This is a genomic window from Pantoea sp. BAV 3049 (genome assembly GCF_009765445.1).
Taxonomy (GTDB): Bacteria; Pseudomonadota; Gammaproteobacteria; order Enterobacterales; family Enterobacteriaceae; genus Erwinia.
Genome location: NZ_WHOY01000031.1, coordinates 2,857,190 through 2,873,956 on the forward strand (window position 1 = coordinate 2,857,190; position 16,767 = coordinate 2,873,956).

The window sequence follows — 16,767 nt, forward strand, 5'->3', positions numbered from 1 at the left end:
AGCAATTCAGGCACCGCCAATCGCATGACGGGCAACGTAGTGTCCGGTGCTGACTTCCACCAGCGGTGCCACTTCCGGCTCGTCATCAAGCGCCCGGATCGGGCTGGGGATCTCATCCACCAACAGCGCTCTCTCCCGACGGCGATGGCGCGGATCGGCCACCGGCACAGCAGACATCAGCTTGCGCGTGTAGGGATGTTGGGGATTTTCAAATACCGACTGGCGTGGGCCAATCTCCACGATCTGGCCAAGATACATCACCGCCACGCGGTGGCTGATACGCTCCACTACCGCCATATCATGGGAAATAAACAGGAAGGCAATACCCAATTCCCGCTGCAGATCCAGCATCAGGTTAACGATCTGCGCCTGGATAGAGACATCCAGCGCGGAAACCGATTCATCGGCGATCACCACCTTCGGGTTGAGGGCCAGCGCTCTGGCAATGCAGATACGCTGACGCTGGCCGCCGGAAAATTCATGCGGATAACGCCGTGCATGTTCCGGCAGCAGGCCGACTTTCTCCAGCAGCCAGGCCACCCGTTCTTCCGCTTCCTGGCCTTTGGCAATACCATGCACCAGCAGCGGCTCCATGATTGAGAACCCTACCGTCAGCCTCGGATCGAGGGACGCATAAGGGTCCTGGAAGATAAACTGAATATCGCGCCGCAGGTGAGAAAGCGCTGCGCCGGTCAGGTTGTCGATACGCTGGCCGTTAAAAGTGATGGTGCCGCCCTGACTTTCCACCAGCCGCAGCAGTGACCGACCGGTGGTGGATTTTCCACAGCCGGACTCGCCAACCAGCGCCAGCGTTTCACCCGGCCACAGATCAAAACTGACCTTCTCCACCGCATGAACACGACGGGTGACGCGGTTGAAGATCCCACTGCGGAGATCAAATCTGGTGACCAGATCGCGTACCTTCAGCACCGGTTCAGCATCCGCAGAGACGGTATCCTGAGGCAGCGATATCTCTTCTGCGCCGGTGTTCAGCAACGGGAAGCGGGCCGGATAAGGCTTGCCGGTCATCGCACCCAGCCTTGGCACCGCCGCCAGCAGCGCTTTCGTGTATTCCTGTTGCGGGTTGCTGAAAATAGCGTCAACCGGGCCGGTTTCCACCACATCCCCGCGATACATAACCTGCACGCGGTCGGCCATTTCCGCCACCACGCCCATATCGTGGGTGATAAAAATCACCCCCATGTCCATCTCTTTTTGCAGCACGCGGATCAGCTGCAGGATTTGTGCCTGAATAGTCACGTCCAGCGCGGTGGTGGGTTCATCGGCGATCAGCAGCGCCGGGCGGCAGGAGAGCGCCATCGCAATCATCACGCGCTGACGCATGCCGCCAGAAAGCTGATGTGGAAAACGTGACAGCACATTTTTGGCTTCCGGAATACGCACCAGATCCAGCATCCGTTCCGCCTCTTTCAGCGCTTCACGGTGGCTCTTTCCCTGGTGCAGCCGGATAGATTCCGCAATCTGCTCACCGATGGGAAAGACCGGGTTAAGCGAGGTCATCGGCTCCTGAAAAATCATCGCCATATCGGCACCACGGATACCCCGCAGCTGCGACTGTCTGGCCTGTGCCAGGTCGACAATCTGATTGTTGCGCCGCCGCAGCAGCATTTCACCGCTGTCGATAACGCCACCGCCCTGCTCCACCAGCCTCATTAAGGCCAGCGAGGTGACTGATTTCCCCGATCCGGATTCGCCGACAATCGCCAGGGTTTCCCCACGATTTACGGCCAGCGAGAGGTTTTTCACTGCCCGCACCACTTCCCCCTGGTGGCTGAAGCTGACGCTGAGATCTTTTACCGCTAATACCTGCCCGGCAGGCAAGTTGGACCCATTGGTCACTGCCATCCTGCCTCCACTATTCTTCGCGGTAGATACCCACGTTTGGCGCATCGCCGACATAACCGTAGCCGCGGTACATGCCTTCACTGTTGAATGGCAGCGCCACATTGCCCTCACGATCTACCGCGATGACTCCGCCGCTGCCTCCCAGCACCACAATTTTTTCCATCACCACCCGCTCGCTGGCTTCTTTCAGCGAAAGTCCGCCATATTCCATCAGCGCGGCAATATCGTGAGCGGCCAGCGTGCGCATAAAGACCTCACCCGTGCCGGTACAGGAGACCGCCACGTTGGCATTATTGGCATAGCAACCCGCACCAATAACCGGAGAATCCCCGACCCGACCAGCCTGTTTGTTGGTCATGCCGCCCGTTGAGGTGGCTGCTGCCAGATTGCCGTTCAGATCCAGTGCCACTGCGCCGACGGTGCCAAATTTGCGATCGGGATCGAGCGGATCGCCACTGTCCTGTGCGGCCCCATCATGATCCAGTATCATCTGGTCGGCGGACAGAGCACGCTGCAGTTGGTCCCAGCGCTCCTGGGTAGAGAAGTAATCAGGTTCGACCAGCTCCAGGCCCTGAACAGCAGCAAATTTTTCTGCTCCTTCGCCGATAAACATCACGTGAGGACTCACTTCCAGCACTGCACGGGCTGCAAGAACAGGATTGCGGATACGCGCTACGCCGGCAATGGCGCCCGCTTCCAGTGAACGGCCATCCATGACGCTGGCGTCCAGTTCGTGGGTACCCTGATGGGTAAACACCGCCCCAAAACCTGCATTAAACAGCGGACACTCTTCCAGCAGCCGGACCGCTTCGGTCACGGCATCCAGCGCACTGCCGCCTGCGGCCAGTACCGCCTGTCCACTGGAGACAATGGAGGATAAAGCCTGAATGTACTGCTGCTCTTTTTCTGCGCTCATACTGGCACGGGCAATCGCCCCTGCACCGCCGTGAATGGCGATCACTGCTCTGACCATAACCGATTACCCTGCGTGACAAATCAGCATGAAAAACACTGGCTTAGAATGATTTTGTTCGAATTCAACCCGTTTTTGACTATAGGCAGGCTGTAAAGTGATGTAAAGCAGAATGTTCGCTGACTGATAATACCGAAATATTCTATGCCATAACGTTGCGGTGGATTTCGTGACCCTGTCGGCAAATCGCGCCATAATACCGCTAACTGACTATTTGCCTGCCCGGCATTTCGGGCACGCCGGAGACACTATGGAAGCCTTTACTGCGGGACTGATCTCCCTTGATGATGCCCTGTCGACGATGCTCTCGCGCATCTCCCCCATCAGCGAAACGGAAACGGTGCCGCTGACTTCAGCCCCGGGACGAATTACTGCGGAATCAGTTATCTCCCCGATTAATGTGCCGCCATTCGATAATTCCGCAATGGACGGTTATGCCGTGCGCCTGGCGGATGTGCGGGCTGGTAAGCCAATGCCGGTTGCCGGTAAAGCCTTTGCCGGTGCACCCTTCAGCGGTGAATGGCCTGCGGGCAGTTGCATCCGCATTATGACCGGAGCGCCGGTCCCGGCAGGTACCGAAGCGGTAGTGATGCAGGAACAGACCCGTCAGGTTGGCGATGCGGTGGAGATCGCTGCTGAGGTCACGCCACACCAGAATATCCGCCTGGCCGGTGATGATATTGTACAGGGTGCCAGCGTGCTGAACGCCGGTATTCGTCTGGGCGCTGCCACGCTGCCGCTGCTGGCGTCGCTGGGTATCCCGCAGGTTAAGGTGCTACGCAAACTGCGGGTGGCAATCTTCTCCACTGGAGATGAGCTGCAACCGGTCGGGCAGCCGCTGGCCGCCGGACAGATCTACGATACCAACCGCTTTGCCGTGAAGCTGATGCTGGATAAGCTCGGTTGCGACGTGATCGACTTCGGGATTATCCGTGACGATCGCGAGGCGCTACGTGCGGCCTTTATTAAGGCAGACAGCGAGGCAGACGTGGTGATCAGCAGCGGCGGCGTTTCCGTGGGCGAAGCGGATTACACCAAAACCATGCTGGAGGAGCTGGGTGAAATCACCTTCTGGAAGCTGGCGATCAAACCCGGTAAACCGTTTGCCTTTGGCCGCCTGCATAACAGCTGGTTCTGCGGCCTGCCGGGTAACCCGGTTTCCGCGGCGCTGACCTTCTATCAGCTGGTACAGCCGCTGCTGGCAAAGCTGACTGGCCAGCAGGCTCCGGCAATGCCACCACGTCAGCGTGTGAGAGTCGCCTGCGAACTGAAGAAGACGCCGGGACGACTGGATTTCCAGCGCGGGTGGCTGGCGCGTAATGAGCAGGGCGAGCTGGAAGTGCACAGTACCGGCCATCAGGGTTCGCACGTCTTCAGCTCCTTCAGCCTGGCAAATTGCTTTATCGTGCTGGAGCGCGAACGCGGTAACGTTGCGGCCGGTGAGTGGGTCGAAGTCGAACCGTTCAACAGCCTGCTGGAGGGGTAAATGCTGTCCGAACTCAGCGATGAAGAGGCCCTGCGGTATAACCGCCAGATCGTTCTGCGCGGCTTTGACTTCGACGGCCAGGAGAAGCTGAAGGCGTCGAAAGCGCTGATTGTCGGGCTGGGCGGGCTGGGCTGTGCCGCCAGCCCTTATCTGGCGTCTGCGGGCACCGGGCAGCTTACCCTGCTGGATTATGACCGTGTTTCCCTCTCTAACCTGCAGCGCCAGATCCTGCATCGTGACGCCGTGATTGGTCAGCCTAAAGTGGAATCCGCCCGTAAGCAGCTGCAGGCGATCAACCCGCATATTGCCGTGCGGGCGATTGATGCACAGCTGGATGATCCACAGCTGGCTGAGCTGATTGCTGCACAGGATGTGGTGCTGGACTGCACCGATAATGTCGCCACCCGCGAGCAGCTTAACCGCCTCTGTTTTGCCAGCAAAACGCCGCTGGTTTCCGGCGCGGCCATTCGCATGGAGGGTCAAATCAGCGTCTTTCGCTGGCAGGAACATGAACCCTGCTATCGCTGCATCAGCCGGCTGTTTGGTGACAGCACGCTGAGCTGCGTGGAAGCCGGTGTCATGGCACCGTTGGTCGGAGTGATCGGTTCTTTGCAGGCGATGGAAGCGATTCGTCTGCTGGCTGATTATGGCGGCAGCGTGGCAGGCAGGCTGCTGATGTACGACGCCATGACGCTGCAGTTCCGCGAGATGAAGCTGGCTAAAGATCCGGCCTGTGAAGTCTGCGGCGGCGGATAATCCGTTTTGCCTGTCCTTAAGGTTTCTGTGCCATCGTCTGCAGAACTCATCAGCCTGATTTCATATTCCGCGCGCCATCTTTGCCTCGGCGCGTTCACTTCTGTTTATTTTAAGATTTAAAAAACAACGATTTCTCGCCCCGGGCACTATAGTTATCTTTAAAACCCCTCTGCAAAATGGAGTGTTTTTCTGATGATAAGGGAGCCTCGGCCGGCGCCGGATGTCAGTATACTTAGCCTGCGCAGGATGCTGATCGTGTTTCTGCTGGTGATCGGCAGTGCGGTGATTCTGGTCAACGGCTGGTTGACAATCAACACATGGCAACGGATGGTAACCGAGAGTGAAAACGATGCGCGCAACCTGTCACAGTCGGTTTCACGCCAGTCGGAAGACTCCTTTCTGCAGGTTGAGCTGACGCTGCAGGATTTGCGTGACCGTATCAGGCTGGTCGGGCTGGACCCGGAGCGTCAGGGTTACCTGCGCAGACTGCTCGCCGAACGCAAAAGTTCCCTGCCCCAGCTGCACGGGCTGTTTATTTACGACAGCAAAGGCAGCTGGCTGGTGACCTCTGAAGACATGTTGCAGCAGCACAGTAATAACAGCGATCGCGCTTATTTCCGCTATCACCGCCAAAATACCGATCCTGGCGTGCATATCAGTGAGGTGATCCGCAGCCGCTCAACCGGCGATCTGATCATCCCGGTCTCAATGCGGTTGAATAACAGCGACGGCTCCTTTCGTGGCGTGCTGCTGGCAACGCTGCGCATTGACTATTTCCGGCAGATGTTCGGTTACTACAACCTCGGCGATCGTGGCCTGATGGCGCTGATGAGCAGCAACGGCAGTATCCTTTATGCCCGCCCCTTTCCGGACAGCACCATTAATCAGAACATCTCCCGCAGCCCACTATTCAGCAGCCTGCTGAAAACGTCGCCCAGCGGCACGGCCATCTATAAAGCCGCGCTGGATGGCGTGGAACGGGTGTTCGGCTATGCCAGCCTGAAACGTTATCCGCTGGTGGTGACGGTCGGTTTTGACAGGCAGCAGCTGCTGCATGCCTGGTTTGCCGATCTGATAGTATATGTGGTGCTGTGCCTGATGCTGCTGCTGGCGCTGGCCGCGCTGGGCTATCTGCTGCTGCGTAATATTGGCCAGAATATCCGCGACCAGCGGGAGTTAGCCCTGGTACGCGATCAGTTGACGACGATGAACCGCACACTGCAAACCCTGGCGCTGGTGGACAGCCTGACCGGGCTGGCAAACCGCCGCCAGTTTGATCTCTATCTCGACCGCAGCCTTGAGCGATCCCGCAAGCTGCGCACGCCGCTGGCACTGCTGATGATCGACGTGGACTCCTTTAAGCGCTTCAACGATACCTACGGACATCTGGCCGGAGATGACTGCCTGCGACGTGTCGGCGAGGCGCTGCAGCAAGTCCCTCATCGTAGCGACGATTTGATCGCCCGCTACGGCGGTGAAGAGTTTGCGGTCATTCTTTCCGGCAGTAATAAAGAGGGGGCTTTGCGCTTCGCTCAGTCCGCGATAGAAGCCGTCGCGGCAATGCAGATCCCGCACGAAAACAGTGACAGTGATGTCAGCGTGGTGACCATCAGTGTTGGGGTGCATGTGATGCAGGGCGGGCTGAGTGAAGAGAGTCGTCAGGCGATGATTGGGCTGGCGGATAAAGCGCTGTATCAGGCTAAGGCGTCAGGGCGAAACCGGCTGGAAATGTCCTGAGGCGTTGTTATCTGGTTCAGTGAATAAATTCGCTACCTGTCTTAAAAGTATGCAAATTAAAAGGGCGGAATTTATTCCGCCCCTGCAATAATAACGGGGTCCATTACGCCGGTATCAATGCGTCGGTCATCATGGCGCAACGCCTTCCGCCGTTACTTCTCCAGCGGGAAAATCGTACCGCAGTTCATAATACCTTTCGGATCGTAAGCCTTTTTCAGCGCCTGCATGATATACCACGCTGAGCCGTGCTCATCCCTGGACCAGTGCACGCGGTGTTTACCGATACCGTGATGGTGAACCATCGAGCCGCCCAGTTTGATCGTCTCTTCCACGATGATCTTGTTCAGCGGATTATGGTACTTGTCGATCTCCTCTTCCGGCTTGCAGCCCACCACGTTGTAGTCATAGACAAAGTACATGTTGGTGCCATTGATATAGCTGTGAGAAGAGTGGCCGCCCAACATGGTGATATCGCCCGCGTGCGGGAACTCCGTACGGATACGACGGATCACGTTCTCATAGATAGCATGGATACTTGACCAGTCACCGGAAACCTCGGTGGTGAACCCCATATTGCTGGTGCGCAGGATCTGCTCACGCTCGGCGGCAACCTTATCCGGGCCCCAGTTCAGGTTGTTGAACCAGGTTTCAATCAGCTTGCTCTCCACCGGCTGGCATTCCGGGTGGCGGGCAACAATCTCGTGGATCCCTTTTCCGGTCGCCTGAGCAATTCCTCTGGTCCCTTCCGCCATAAAGATCAGGACGCAGCGGCCATCGGCAAAGTGGGTAAAATGCTGGCTACCATCTTCGGCGTCATACAGGCGGGCGATAGAAGGACGGTATCCCTCCACCATCACCTCACGCAGGATCTTAAAGCCGGTCTTCATGTCGTCGAGTACGTAGCCGTAGAACAGGTTGTTTTCCGGCATGTATTTGAAGATTTTCACGGTAACTTCAGTGATATAACACAGTGCCCCTTCATTACCGATTATCACGTGGCGAATATCAGGACCTGCGGCGCGGCGCGGCACATTTTTGATGCGGGTGATGGTGCCGTCCGGGAAGACCGCTTCCAGCCCGACCACCATATCTTCAATGGCACCATACAAAGTCGACAGCTGGCCGATACTGCGGGTCGCCACCAGGCCGCCCATCTGTGCCAGCGGTTTGGACTGCGGTGAGTGGCCGGTGGTGTAGCCTTTGGCACGCAGCTGATTTTCCAGCACTTCCAGCGGCACGCCGCACTGTGCGGTGGCCTGCATGTTCTCCACGTCAATTTTGATGACCTGGTTCATGGCCGCGCCATCCAGCACCACGGAATTTTCCACCACGGTTTCCAGCCCACCTTCAGTGGCTGAGGCACCGGTACGCGGTACGCCGTTGATGCTATGCTGGTTCATAAATGACAGTACTGATGATACCTGCTGCGTATTTTGCAACTTAACCACGGCAGCAGGCAGCGGCAGCGTGAACACGCCGTGAATATCAGCATATTTGCGGAAGCGGTCAATACTGTTGTGCTTAAGGGTTTCCCGATCGGTAATTACCTGATGGGGACCGACGATCTCTTTTAAATTATTTACGATTGCTTCGCGTGATAATGACATATATCCCTCTTTACAGCGTTTAATAAAATCGACCCTAGCGAACCAGATAGCCGCCATCGACAACCAGTAAATGGCCATTAACATAATCAGAGGCCCGGCTGGCAAGAAATACCATTGCGCCCATTAAATCCTGAGTTTCTCCCCAGCGGTTGGCTGGAATATGATCAAGTACACGTTGATTAGTTTCCGGATTAGCACGAGTCGCGGTAGTAATAGCCGTGGCGTAATAGCCTGGCGCGATCCCATTGACCTGAATATTATGCTGACCTAATTCATCACAATAAGCTTTGGTCAACCCAGCAAGAGCATGTTTGGAGGCGGCATAGGCAGGCGACCATTGTCCGCCGAGCGTGGAGAACAGCGAGCAGATATTAATGATCTTACCCTGACCGCGTGGCACCATGATTTTTGCGGCTTCATGACTCATTTCAAACGCAGCGTTGAGGTTGATTTCAATCATCGGATCCCAGTCGCTGCGACCAAACTCCAGCACGGGATTAAGGCGGCAGATCCCGGCGTTGTTCACCAGAATATCCATGCGGCCATAGCGCTCCAGGCATTCAGCCATCACCTGCGCCGCCGCGCCTTTTTTACTGATATCCACCTGCATAAACTCGGCGCGCACGCCCTGCTTTTCAATCAGATCGCGCGTCTCAATACTTGCCGGATTCAGATCCGGAATAAACAGGTTGGCCCCGGCTTTCGCCAGCGCGACGGCAAAGGCTTGTCCCAGCCCGCTGTTCCCGCCGGTGACAATCGCTGCCTTTCCCTGCAGCGAGAAAAAATCCAGTGAAAATGCATTTAACATATTGGCACTCATGGTTCGCTCCTTTGCCGGACAAAAAAAAAGAGAAAAGCAATCTCCTCCGCGGCTGGCGGAGAAGTTACTTTTCTCTTCGTCTCGAGTAACTGTATTAAACGCTAACACAGCCAGCTTAACTCCCGCCAGCGATCGCCGTCACAAAAAAACATCACAGAAAAAAATCAAAATTAAACAGATTAATCCTAATTACATCAGGATTTAAATATAAAACGGCAATCAATTCGTTTCTTATTTCAGTCATTATGGATTGTGTGAGTATATTCACAGTAACGTGGTTCTCCGGCGTGGTATTAATTCTGCCGTTACTGAATGAGACCCAGAGAAAAGTAACTTCCCGCGCGTCGGGGAGCTTGCTTTTCTCTTTTTTTTTGCCTGCGGTGAGTAAATCCATGGAAAAATTATCTGTCCGAAGCTGGCTGACGCTGGCAGTTATCAGTATCAGCGGGGGAATAAGTTTTGACCTGGCTTATTTACGCTATATTTATCAAATCCCCATGGCGAAATTTATGGGCTTCAGCAATACCGAAATTGGCTTAATTATGAGCACTTTTGGTATTGCGGCGATTATTCTTTATGCCCCCAGCGGTATCGTGGCGGATAAATTTTCGCACCGGAAAATGATGACCGTGGCGATGATCGCCACCGGCCTGCTGGGGTTGCTGATGTCCACCTTCCCTCCATTGTGGTTGATGCTGGTGATTCAGGTCGCCTTCGCCATCACTACCATTCTGCTGTTGTGGTCGGTGTCGATCAAAGCGGCTTCGCTGCTGGGCAGCCACAGTGAGCAGGGCAAGATCATGGGCTGGATGGAAGGGCTGCGCGGCGTGGGTGTGATGGCGCTGGCCGTTTTCACCATGTGGATCTTCTCGCTGTTTCGCCCGGACGATCCGTCCAGTCTGAAAACGGTGATCCTGGTTTACAGCGGCGTCTATATCCTGCTGGGCATCGCCTGCTGGCTTCTGGTCAACGACGGATACGCTGCGGCACATCAGCCGCAGGAAGAACTGCCAGCGGAGCGCAGGAAATTCACCTGGCGCGATATCGTCGCCGTGCTGAAAATCCCCACTACCTGGTACTGCAGTATGATCATCTTTGGCGTCTATACCATCTACGCGCTGCTCAGCTACTCCACCAACTACCTGGCAGAGATGTATGGCATGACGCTGGTGGCGGCCAGTTATATGGGCATCGTCATCAATAAAATTTTCCGCGCCATCTGCGGCCCGCTCGGCGGCGTGTTTACCACCTACAGCCGCTGGCGTTCACCTACCCGCGTGATCCAGTTCCTGGCGATAGTAGCCTTTGCGATCGTCGCACTGCTGATCTTCACCACCGCTCACCCGGTCAGCCTCGCCGTGGCCATCACGCTGATCCTGCTGCTGGGCTTCACCTGTTATGCCTCACGCGGGCTCTACTTTGCCTGCATTGGCGAAGCGAGAACGCCGACGCGCATTATGGGCACCACCGTCGGTATCTGCTCGGTGATCGGCTTTTTACCGGACGTCTTTGTTTATCCCATTATTGGTTACTGGCAGGACTCACTGCCCGCGGATGCCGCGTATCACCGCATGTGGCTGATGGGACTGGGTGCGGTCACGCTGGTGATCCTCTTTACCATCCTGCTGTTCAGGCAGCTCCGCCAGCAGAGGCACAAGGAAACGCACAAGCTATCAGGAGAGTTATCATGAAATCAGGCTATTTGATCGGCGTCGATGTCGGGACGCAAAGTGCCAAAGTGGTCATTTTTCGCGTCAGTGGCGAAGTGGTGTGCGAAGGTCAGCAGCCGCTGCGTCCGCTGGAGATCCCGGCCCCTCAGCTGGCAGAGCATCCCGACGACGATCTGTGGACGGCGTTGCAGGCTGCCAGCCAGCAGGCGATGCAGCGTTTCCGCCAGCAGCATCTTGATGAGAAAGCCATTTTAGGGATGGGGATCTGTATCATCCGCTGCTGCCGGGTGCTGCTGAAATCCAACGGCGGGCTGGCGTGGCCGGTGATTAACTGGATGGATCGCCGCCTGAACAAACCCTATGAGCACGATCCCCGCTACGGCGAGGTGGGCTATGTGACCACCACCTCTGGATATATCACCCACCGTCTGACCGGGGAGATTAAAGATACCAGCGCCAACTATATCGGCTGGTGGCCAATGGACAACGATCGCCAGCAGTGGAGCGATAAAGCCGCCGACTGGCGTGACTGCAACCTGCGTCGCGACCAGGTCTTTGATGTGGTGCAACCCGGCGAAATCCTCGGCCACATCACGCCGATGGCAGCGGAAGCCACGGGCTTCCCGGCGGGGTTACCGGTAGTGGCAACGGCGCACGATAAAGCCGTGGAAGCCCTGGGTTCCGGTTCGCTGCAGCAGGGAGTCTGCCTTGTCTCACTGGGCACCTACATTGGTGCAATGGTGCAGGGCGATTACAACCGCACCGACGCAAAAAAATTCTGGCCCTTCCAGGCCTCCGTGCCGGGCCAGTATCTGTATGAATGCATGGGCGTACGCCGTGGGATGTGGACCATCAGCTGGTTCCGCGACCAGTTTGGCGCGGCGGCACTGGCGGAAGCCAGCGTTAAGGGCGTGTCGGTGGAATCGCTGCTGAACGCAGAAGGCAGCCGGGTTCCGGCAGGCAGCGAAGGGTTGATCACGCTGCATGACTGGGCCGCACCAGCTGAAGCAGAGTATCGCAAAGGGGCGTTTATCGGCTTTGACGGCAGGCATACCCGGGCGCATATGTTCCGCTCCCTGTTGGAGGGGATCGCACTGACCATGAAGAACCATATGGATGGCATGGCAGAGGAGCTGGGCAAACCCTTCACCCGCATTATTCTCTCCGGCGGCGGGGCTAACAGCGATCTGATGATGCAGATCTTTGCCGATGTGTTTGGCATCCCGACCCAGCGCAACCAGATGAAAAGCGCCGCAGCGATCGGTTGTGCCATCAATGCCGGAATGGCGGTGGGTGTCTATAAAAGCTATCAGCAGGCCAGCGACCAGCTGGTGCAGCACGCCGACTGCTTTGAGCCAGTCGCTGAACATCACCAGCTCTATCAGCAGATCAACCGCCAGGTTTATCAGCCGCTGCACGGGCATCTGGACCCGCTGCTGATGAAGCTCAGCGAGTTGACGGGCTGACGGTCTGGAAAAGCCACTGACCGCTGCGGCCAGAACAGGTGCCGGTTCTGGCTTCAGATCCTGCGCCTTACGTTCCCAGCTGCAGCTGCCAGACCTGGTGATTGGTGGTCGAAACGGCCACCGCACCGGCAGTCAGCGCCAGACAGGCATCTTCTTCATCACAAACCAGCCCACCGGCGATCACCGGCTGGGCAATTTTGTCTGTTATCCACCCGAGCACTTTCGGCATGCAACCCGGCAGCACTTCCACCAGGTCTGGCTGCGACTGCGCGACCTGCTTCTCAATATTGCTGAAGGAGATAGAGTCCAGCACAAACAGCCGATGGATAGCGTAGAACCCCTGTTGGCGTGCTGCCTTCACCATCGCGGTTTTGGTGCTGATGATGCCATCAGCCTGGGTGACAATTTTCAGGAAGTTGATCACCACCTCCTGGTTGGAGCTGCCCTCCAGCAGATCGACATGCACAAAGGCCATTTTCCCGGCCTGCTTAATCTGCTGAACAATGCGCCCGATGTTGCAGATGTTGCCGTACAGCACGGAAACGATAGCGCAGTCCGAGGCGATGGCCACTTCCAGGCTTTGGGCGTCCTTTACGGCGGCCACCACGGGATGTTTCTTTAACAATTGGGACAAAGGCACGGTCACTCTCTTCACGCGGTCAGGAATTCTGGCGTTATGCTGCCTGAGGTGAAGACTAAACGCTACCGACGGCCTCGTGCAGAGCACTTTCCTGTGAAAGGCTTCCCATTTCTTCAAAAAGCCAGTCGCGGAACCAGCCAGCGGGTGGCAAAAGTCGGGGCGACCTGCAGTCGCAGATGTTGCAGAGGGTTACGCAACTGCACGTGGCGAATGCCCGCTCCACGCAACGAGGACGGAAAGATGCAACAGAACATTCAACTGGATGATATACCCCTGAACCGCTTTCACCTGAAGATCTCCGGGCTGACCTTCAGCGCACACCTCACCGACGGCTATGTGCTGGGAGTGATTGGTTTTGCGCTGGCGCAGATCAAATCACAGATGGGCCTGACACCGTTTCAGGAAGGGATGCTCGGCAGCTCCGCGCTGCTCGGTCTGTTTCTTGGCAGCCTGCTGCTCGGCTGGATCGGCGATATCGTCGGCCGTCAGAAAATCTTTTCCTTCAGCTTTGTGGTGATCACCCTCGCGTCTGCCCTGCAGTTCTTCGTCACCAGTCCGGAACAGCTTTTTCTGCTGCGGATGCTGATTGGTTTTGGGCTGGGCGGCGACTTCTCGGTCGGCCACACTATGCTGGCCGAATTTGCCACACGTAAGCATCGCGGCGTGATGCTCGGCGCGTTCAGCGTCCTGTGGACCGTGGGCTATGTTGCTGCCAGCTTCGCCGGGCACTTCATTGCCGGGATGGGGCCGGAAGCCTGGCGCTGGCTGCTGGCCTCCTCTGCCGTTCCGGCAGGGATCATTCTGCTGCTGAGGATCGGCACACCGGAATCCCCCCGCTGGCTGATGCGCAAAGGACGTAAAAAACAGGCGCTGGCTATCGTGCATCGTTATTTTGGCGAGCACGTCACACTGCAGGCGGAACCGGCGCACCGTCAGCAGCACAATCTGATGGTGTTGTTCACTCCACTCTATCGCAAGCGAACCGCCTTTAACTGCCTGTTCTTCGTCTGCCTGGTGATCCCTTATTTCGCCATCTACACCTTCCTGCCCGCCATTCTGCAGGCCATGGGGCTGGATAAAAATTTCGGCACCGACCTGCTGCTTAACGGCCTGCTGATCGTGGGTGCGGTGCTGGGTATTGTGCTGACGGCTGTCTGTTCACGTCGCGGCTTCCTGATCGGCTCCTTTGTGGTGCTGACCGCCTGCCTGGTGGCGATGAGCCTGCTGACCGGCAGCCAGTCGGGCTGGCTGATCGCCTTCTTCGCCGCATTTACCCTGCTGATGTCCGCCGTCAGCAACCTGGTGGGCGTCTTCCCGGCAGAAAGTTTCCCTACCGAGGTGCGTTCAATGGGGGTCGGCTTCGCCACCTCGATGAGCCGCCTGGGATCGGCCACCGGCACGCTGCTGCTGCCGCTGGGTATCGTGCATCTCGGCCTCTCCACCACCATCGCCATTCTGGCCGCAATCCTCGCCGTTGGCGCACTGGTTTCGCTAGCCTGGGCACCCGAAACCAAAGGGTTAACGCTGGTTGACGCCGGTGAGGCCGCCAGACCAGAAGAGCAACCACCGTCCCCCCGGACGACATCCCTATATCACTAGCAGGAGGAAGTCATAGAAATGTATATCGGCGAAGGGTTTGCAGGCGACGGCATCAATGCCGCGCATATCAGTATCATGATTGGACCGCGTGACGGCCTGGTCGGCCAGGCGTTTTCCAGCAGTCGGTCTCCCCTTCCCGCGGACACAACCCGTTTATGGTGGTGCTGAAGCCCAATGTCCCGGCCAAACCGATGACGTTGTACGTTAACCCGGCCTGCGACGACGTGGACGAGGTCTACCGCAATGGCTACAAAGCCTGTACTCAGGCTATTCAGGCCGCGATGGAGAAAATACCCGGACAGGTCCAGCTTCACCAGGCGCTGAAACCGCCCGGCAACCCTTTCTACACGCCGGAAGTAAAAGGAGCCTGACATGGAATACATCAATCTGGGCAACAGCGGGCTGAAGGTGTCACGCCTCTGTCTTGGCACCATGAATATGGGCAGCAAAGAGTGCACGTTGGCATCTCCACCATGTACAAAAGGCGCGGGGAACGCAGGCACCAGTGCGATTTTAACCTTGTCAGAATTTCCCCGCGCAGGCACTGTTTTGAGATTTCAGACACCGGACTATCGGCATAAAAGTCTCCGCCATCGCCGCCTCATCCACACAGGCATAGCCCAGAATAAGGCCCCGCCGCTTCGCCTCTGCCTGGTAATACACTGACAGCGGCCGCGTCCACACCTCCTGCTGCTCCAGCAGCCTGCTCAGCGCCACATCATCCACCGTCTCCGGCAGCGCCAGAATCAGATGCAGCCCGGCATTGCTGTTCTGCCCGATAAATTCCGGCCCCAGCTCACGGCAGATCACCTCTACCAGCGCCTCGCGCCTCCGGCTGTACAACTGCCGCATCTGCCTGACATGCGCTGCATAATGCCCCTCGCGGATAAACTCCGCCAGAGTCAACTGGGTAATGCCATAGCCCCCACGGTACAGCTCGGAATGGGCTATTTTCAGCCTTTCCGCCAGCGGCTTCGGCACCACCATATAACTGGTGCGCAATCCCGGATAAAGCGTCTTGCTGAAGGTGCCCAGATAGATAACGCTGTCCGAGGCATCCAGCCCCTGCAGGGACGAGATCGGATTCTCACCGTAGCGAAACTCGCTGTCGTAATCATCTTCGACGATCAGACTTCCCCAGGCTTTCGCCTGCATAAGCAGTGCCTTACGCCGCTCCAGTCCCATTACTGACCCCGTCGGGTACTGATGCGAAGGCGTCACACAAATCAGCCCTGGCGGCACAGTCACCTCCCCGGTGGACGGCAGCTGCATCCCATCATCATCCACCGTTACCGGGACAGTCTGCAGACCGTTGATCTCCAGTACGCTACGATGCCCCCAGTAACCCGGCTCCTCCACCCAGACCCGGTCGCCCGGATTAAAGAGCATCTTCGCCAGCAGATCCAGTGACTGATGAGTACCGGAGGTAATCAGGATCTGATCGGTAGTGCATCTGACTGAACGCGCCACCCGCAAATAGTCCACCAGTGCGTGCTGCAAAGGAGCATAGCCCCCATGCTGGGAATAACTCAGCAGCTCCACTGGCAGCCTGGCGTTCAGACGCCGCACGATCTTTTGCCACGTCTTGTGCGGGAAATGCCGCACGTCCGGCACGCCAGGCATAAAGGCTCCCCACTGGCGCTGGCTGGCTCCGGAGCGGCTCAGCAACTGCTCGCCTCGACGTGAGAGCGTGAGCTGGCCGGAAGTGTTCTGCGCACCATCAAGCCGCTCCTCGCCCACCGGCATATCAGGTTCCGGCAGGCGATCGCTGATAAAGGTCCCGCTCCCCTTGCGGGTCTTCAGGTAACCCTCGGACTGCAACTGCTCATAGGCAGCAATCACCGTATTGCGCGACACCTCCAGCTCTGCCGCCAGATCTCTGGACGCGGGCAGCCGGGTGCCCGGCGCGAGAGTGCCTTCCTGAATAGATTGCTGTAACGCATCATAAAGACGCTTGCCCAGTGTGCCCGACATCGCCTGCCCGATGCGGTAAGCAACCAGGTCGCCAACGAGTGTGCGCAAAGTGGCTCCCTAAAATAGTTGAAACTGGATCTGGCTAACCGCCCCCCAGAAACGCTAAAAATCATTATAAGTCAGTCATTACCATTCTGTCCGACTCTCTCTGTTACCCGATAAATGGAGCACAC

The 16,767-nt window shown here is 57.2% G+C and carries 12 protein-coding genes and 2 pseudogenes; 7 read left to right on the forward strand and 7 right to left on the reverse strand.

The window, feature by feature from the left end:
* Positions 1–6: 6 nt before the first annotated feature.
* Complete coding sequence (gsiA, locus tag GSQ70_RS14365; RefSeq protein ID WP_158783172.1) at positions 7–1,866, reverse strand: glutathione ABC transporter ATP-binding protein GsiA; 1,860 nt, start codon at positions 1,864–1,866, stop codon at positions 7–9.
* Between the two features lie 10 nt (positions 1,867–1,876).
* Entirely contained in the window at positions 1,877–2,839 is a 963-nt protein-coding gene (locus GSQ70_RS14370; protein ID WP_158783173.1) for an isoaspartyl peptidase/L-asparaginase, read from the reverse strand.
* A gap of 250 nt (positions 2,840–3,089) precedes the next feature.
* Here GSQ70_RS14370 and moeA point away from each other — a divergent pair, with 250 nt between their 5' ends.
* From moeA to GSQ70_RS14385, 3 genes are all read left to right on the forward strand, one after another.
* The gene (gene moeA, locus GSQ70_RS14375) at positions 3,090–4,325 is read left to right on the forward strand and encodes a molybdopterin molybdotransferase MoeA (RefSeq protein WP_158783174.1); all 1,236 of its coding nucleotides are present in this window, start codon (positions 3,090–3,092) and stop codon (positions 4,323–4,325) included.
* Positions 4,326–5,081, forward strand: coding sequence for a molybdopterin-synthase adenylyltransferase MoeB (moeB, locus tag GSQ70_RS14380; protein WP_158783175.1), 756 nt, complete (start codon positions 4,326–4,328; stop codon positions 5,079–5,081). It begins immediately after the preceding gene.
* Positions 5,082–5,327: 246 nt separating this feature from the next.
* Complete coding sequence (locus GSQ70_RS14385; protein ID WP_233268310.1) at positions 5,328–6,818, forward strand: sensor domain-containing diguanylate cyclase; 1,491 nt, start codon at positions 5,328–5,330, stop codon at positions 6,816–6,818.
* Between the two features lie 152 nt (positions 6,819–6,970).
* On the opposite strand, the gene GSQ70_RS14390 is transcribed toward GSQ70_RS14385, so the two are convergent.
* Together GSQ70_RS14390 and GSQ70_RS14395 are read right to left on the reverse strand one after the other, a co-directional pair.
* Entirely contained in the window at positions 6,971–8,425 is a 1,455-nt protein-coding gene (locus GSQ70_RS14390) for an FAD-binding oxidoreductase (RefSeq protein ID WP_158783177.1), read from the reverse strand.
* Between the two features lie 34 nt (positions 8,426–8,459).
* A complete protein-coding gene (locus GSQ70_RS14395; RefSeq protein WP_158783178.1) occupies positions 8,460–9,245 on the reverse strand; it encodes an SDR family oxidoreductase in 786 nt (261 codons plus the stop codon).
* Between the two features lie 245 nt (positions 9,246–9,490).
* Between GSQ70_RS14395 and GSQ70_RS14400 the strand changes: the two genes are divergently transcribed.
* Positions 9,491–10,936, forward strand: a complete 1,446-nt coding sequence (locus GSQ70_RS14400) for a nitrate/nitrite transporter (protein WP_370521062.1) — start codon at positions 9,491–9,493, stop codon at positions 10,934–10,936.
* Positions 10,933–12,381 carry an FGGY-family carbohydrate kinase gene (locus tag GSQ70_RS14405; RefSeq protein WP_158783180.1) on the forward strand — a complete coding sequence of 483 codons (1,449 nt, stop codon included), beginning with the start codon at positions 10,933–10,935 and terminating at the stop codon, positions 12,379–12,381. Before GSQ70_RS14400 ends, GSQ70_RS14405 begins: the two co-directional genes overlap by 4 nt.
* 67 nt (positions 12,382–12,448) lie before the next feature.
* Here GSQ70_RS14405 and GSQ70_RS14410 read toward each other — a convergent pair whose 3' ends face one another.
* Together GSQ70_RS14410 and GSQ70_RS14415 are read right to left on the reverse strand one after the other, a co-directional pair.
* Positions 12,449–13,021 (reverse strand): glycerol-3-phosphate responsive antiterminator, encoded by a 573-nt coding sequence (locus tag GSQ70_RS14410; protein WP_158785320.1) that lies wholly within the window; start codon positions 13,019–13,021, stop codon positions 12,449–12,451.
* A gap of 122 nt (positions 13,022–13,143) precedes the next feature.
* Positions 13,144–13,236 (reverse strand): annotated as a pseudogene (locus tag GSQ70_RS14415) (LysR family transcriptional regulator); the annotation flags it as partial.
* Here GSQ70_RS14415 and GSQ70_RS14420 point away from each other — a divergent pair.
* A complete protein-coding gene (locus tag GSQ70_RS14420; protein ID WP_370521063.1) occupies positions 13,232–14,620 on the forward strand; it encodes an MFS transporter in 1,389 nt (462 codons plus the stop codon). The pseudogene GSQ70_RS14415 and the gene GSQ70_RS14420 overlap by 5 nt on opposite strands.
* A 12-nt stretch (positions 14,621–14,632) precedes the next feature.
* Positions 14,633–14,991: pseudogene (locus GSQ70_RS14425) on the forward strand (formaldehyde-activating enzyme).
* 151 nt (positions 14,992–15,142) lie between these two features.
* Here the strand turns inward: GSQ70_RS14425 and GSQ70_RS14430 are convergent.
* Positions 15,143–16,642: a PLP-dependent aminotransferase family protein gene (locus GSQ70_RS14430; RefSeq protein WP_158783182.1), complete on the reverse strand. Its 1,500-nt coding sequence runs from the start codon at positions 16,640–16,642 to the stop codon at positions 15,143–15,145.
* Positions 16,643–16,767 lie beyond the last annotated feature (125 nt).

What these genes read in the sequence shown, in the direction of transcription:
- GSQ70_RS14405 (WP_158783180.1), top strand. Translation starts at nt 10,933, where the DNA reads ATGAAATCAGGCTATTTGATCGGCGTCGATGTCGGGACGCAAAGTGCC.
- GSQ70_RS14370 (WP_158783173.1), bottom strand. Translation starts at nt 2,839, where the DNA reads ATGGTCAGAGCAGTGATCGCCATTCACGGCGGTGCAGGGGCGATTGCC.
- GSQ70_RS14420 (WP_370521063.1), top strand. Translation starts at nt 13,232, where the DNA reads ATGCCCGCTCCACGCAACGAGGACGGAAAGATGCAACAGAACATTCAA.
- moeA (WP_158783174.1), top strand. Translation starts at nt 3,090, where the DNA reads ATGGAAGCCTTTACTGCGGGACTGATCTCCCTTGATGATGCCCTGTCG.
- GSQ70_RS14400 (WP_370521062.1), top strand. Translation starts at nt 9,491, where the DNA reads ATGGATTGTGTGAGTATATTCACAGTAACGTGGTTCTCCGGCGTGGTA.
- GSQ70_RS14385 (WP_233268310.1), top strand. Translation starts at nt 5,328, where the DNA reads ATGCTGATCGTGTTTCTGCTGGTGATCGGCAGTGCGGTGATTCTGGTC.
- GSQ70_RS14390 (WP_158783177.1), bottom strand. Translation starts at nt 8,425, where the DNA reads ATGTCATTATCACGCGAAGCAATCGTAAATAATTTAAAAGAGATCGTC.
- moeB (WP_158783175.1), top strand. Translation starts at nt 4,326, where the DNA reads ATGCTGTCCGAACTCAGCGATGAAGAGGCCCTGCGGTATAACCGCCAG.
- GSQ70_RS14395 (WP_158783178.1), bottom strand. Translation starts at nt 9,245, where the DNA reads ATGAGTGCCAATATGTTAAATGCATTTTCACTGGATTTTTTCTCGCTG.
- gsiA (WP_158783172.1), bottom strand. Translation starts at nt 1,866, where the DNA reads ATGGCAGTGACCAATGGGTCCAACTTGCCTGCCGGGCAGGTATTAGCG.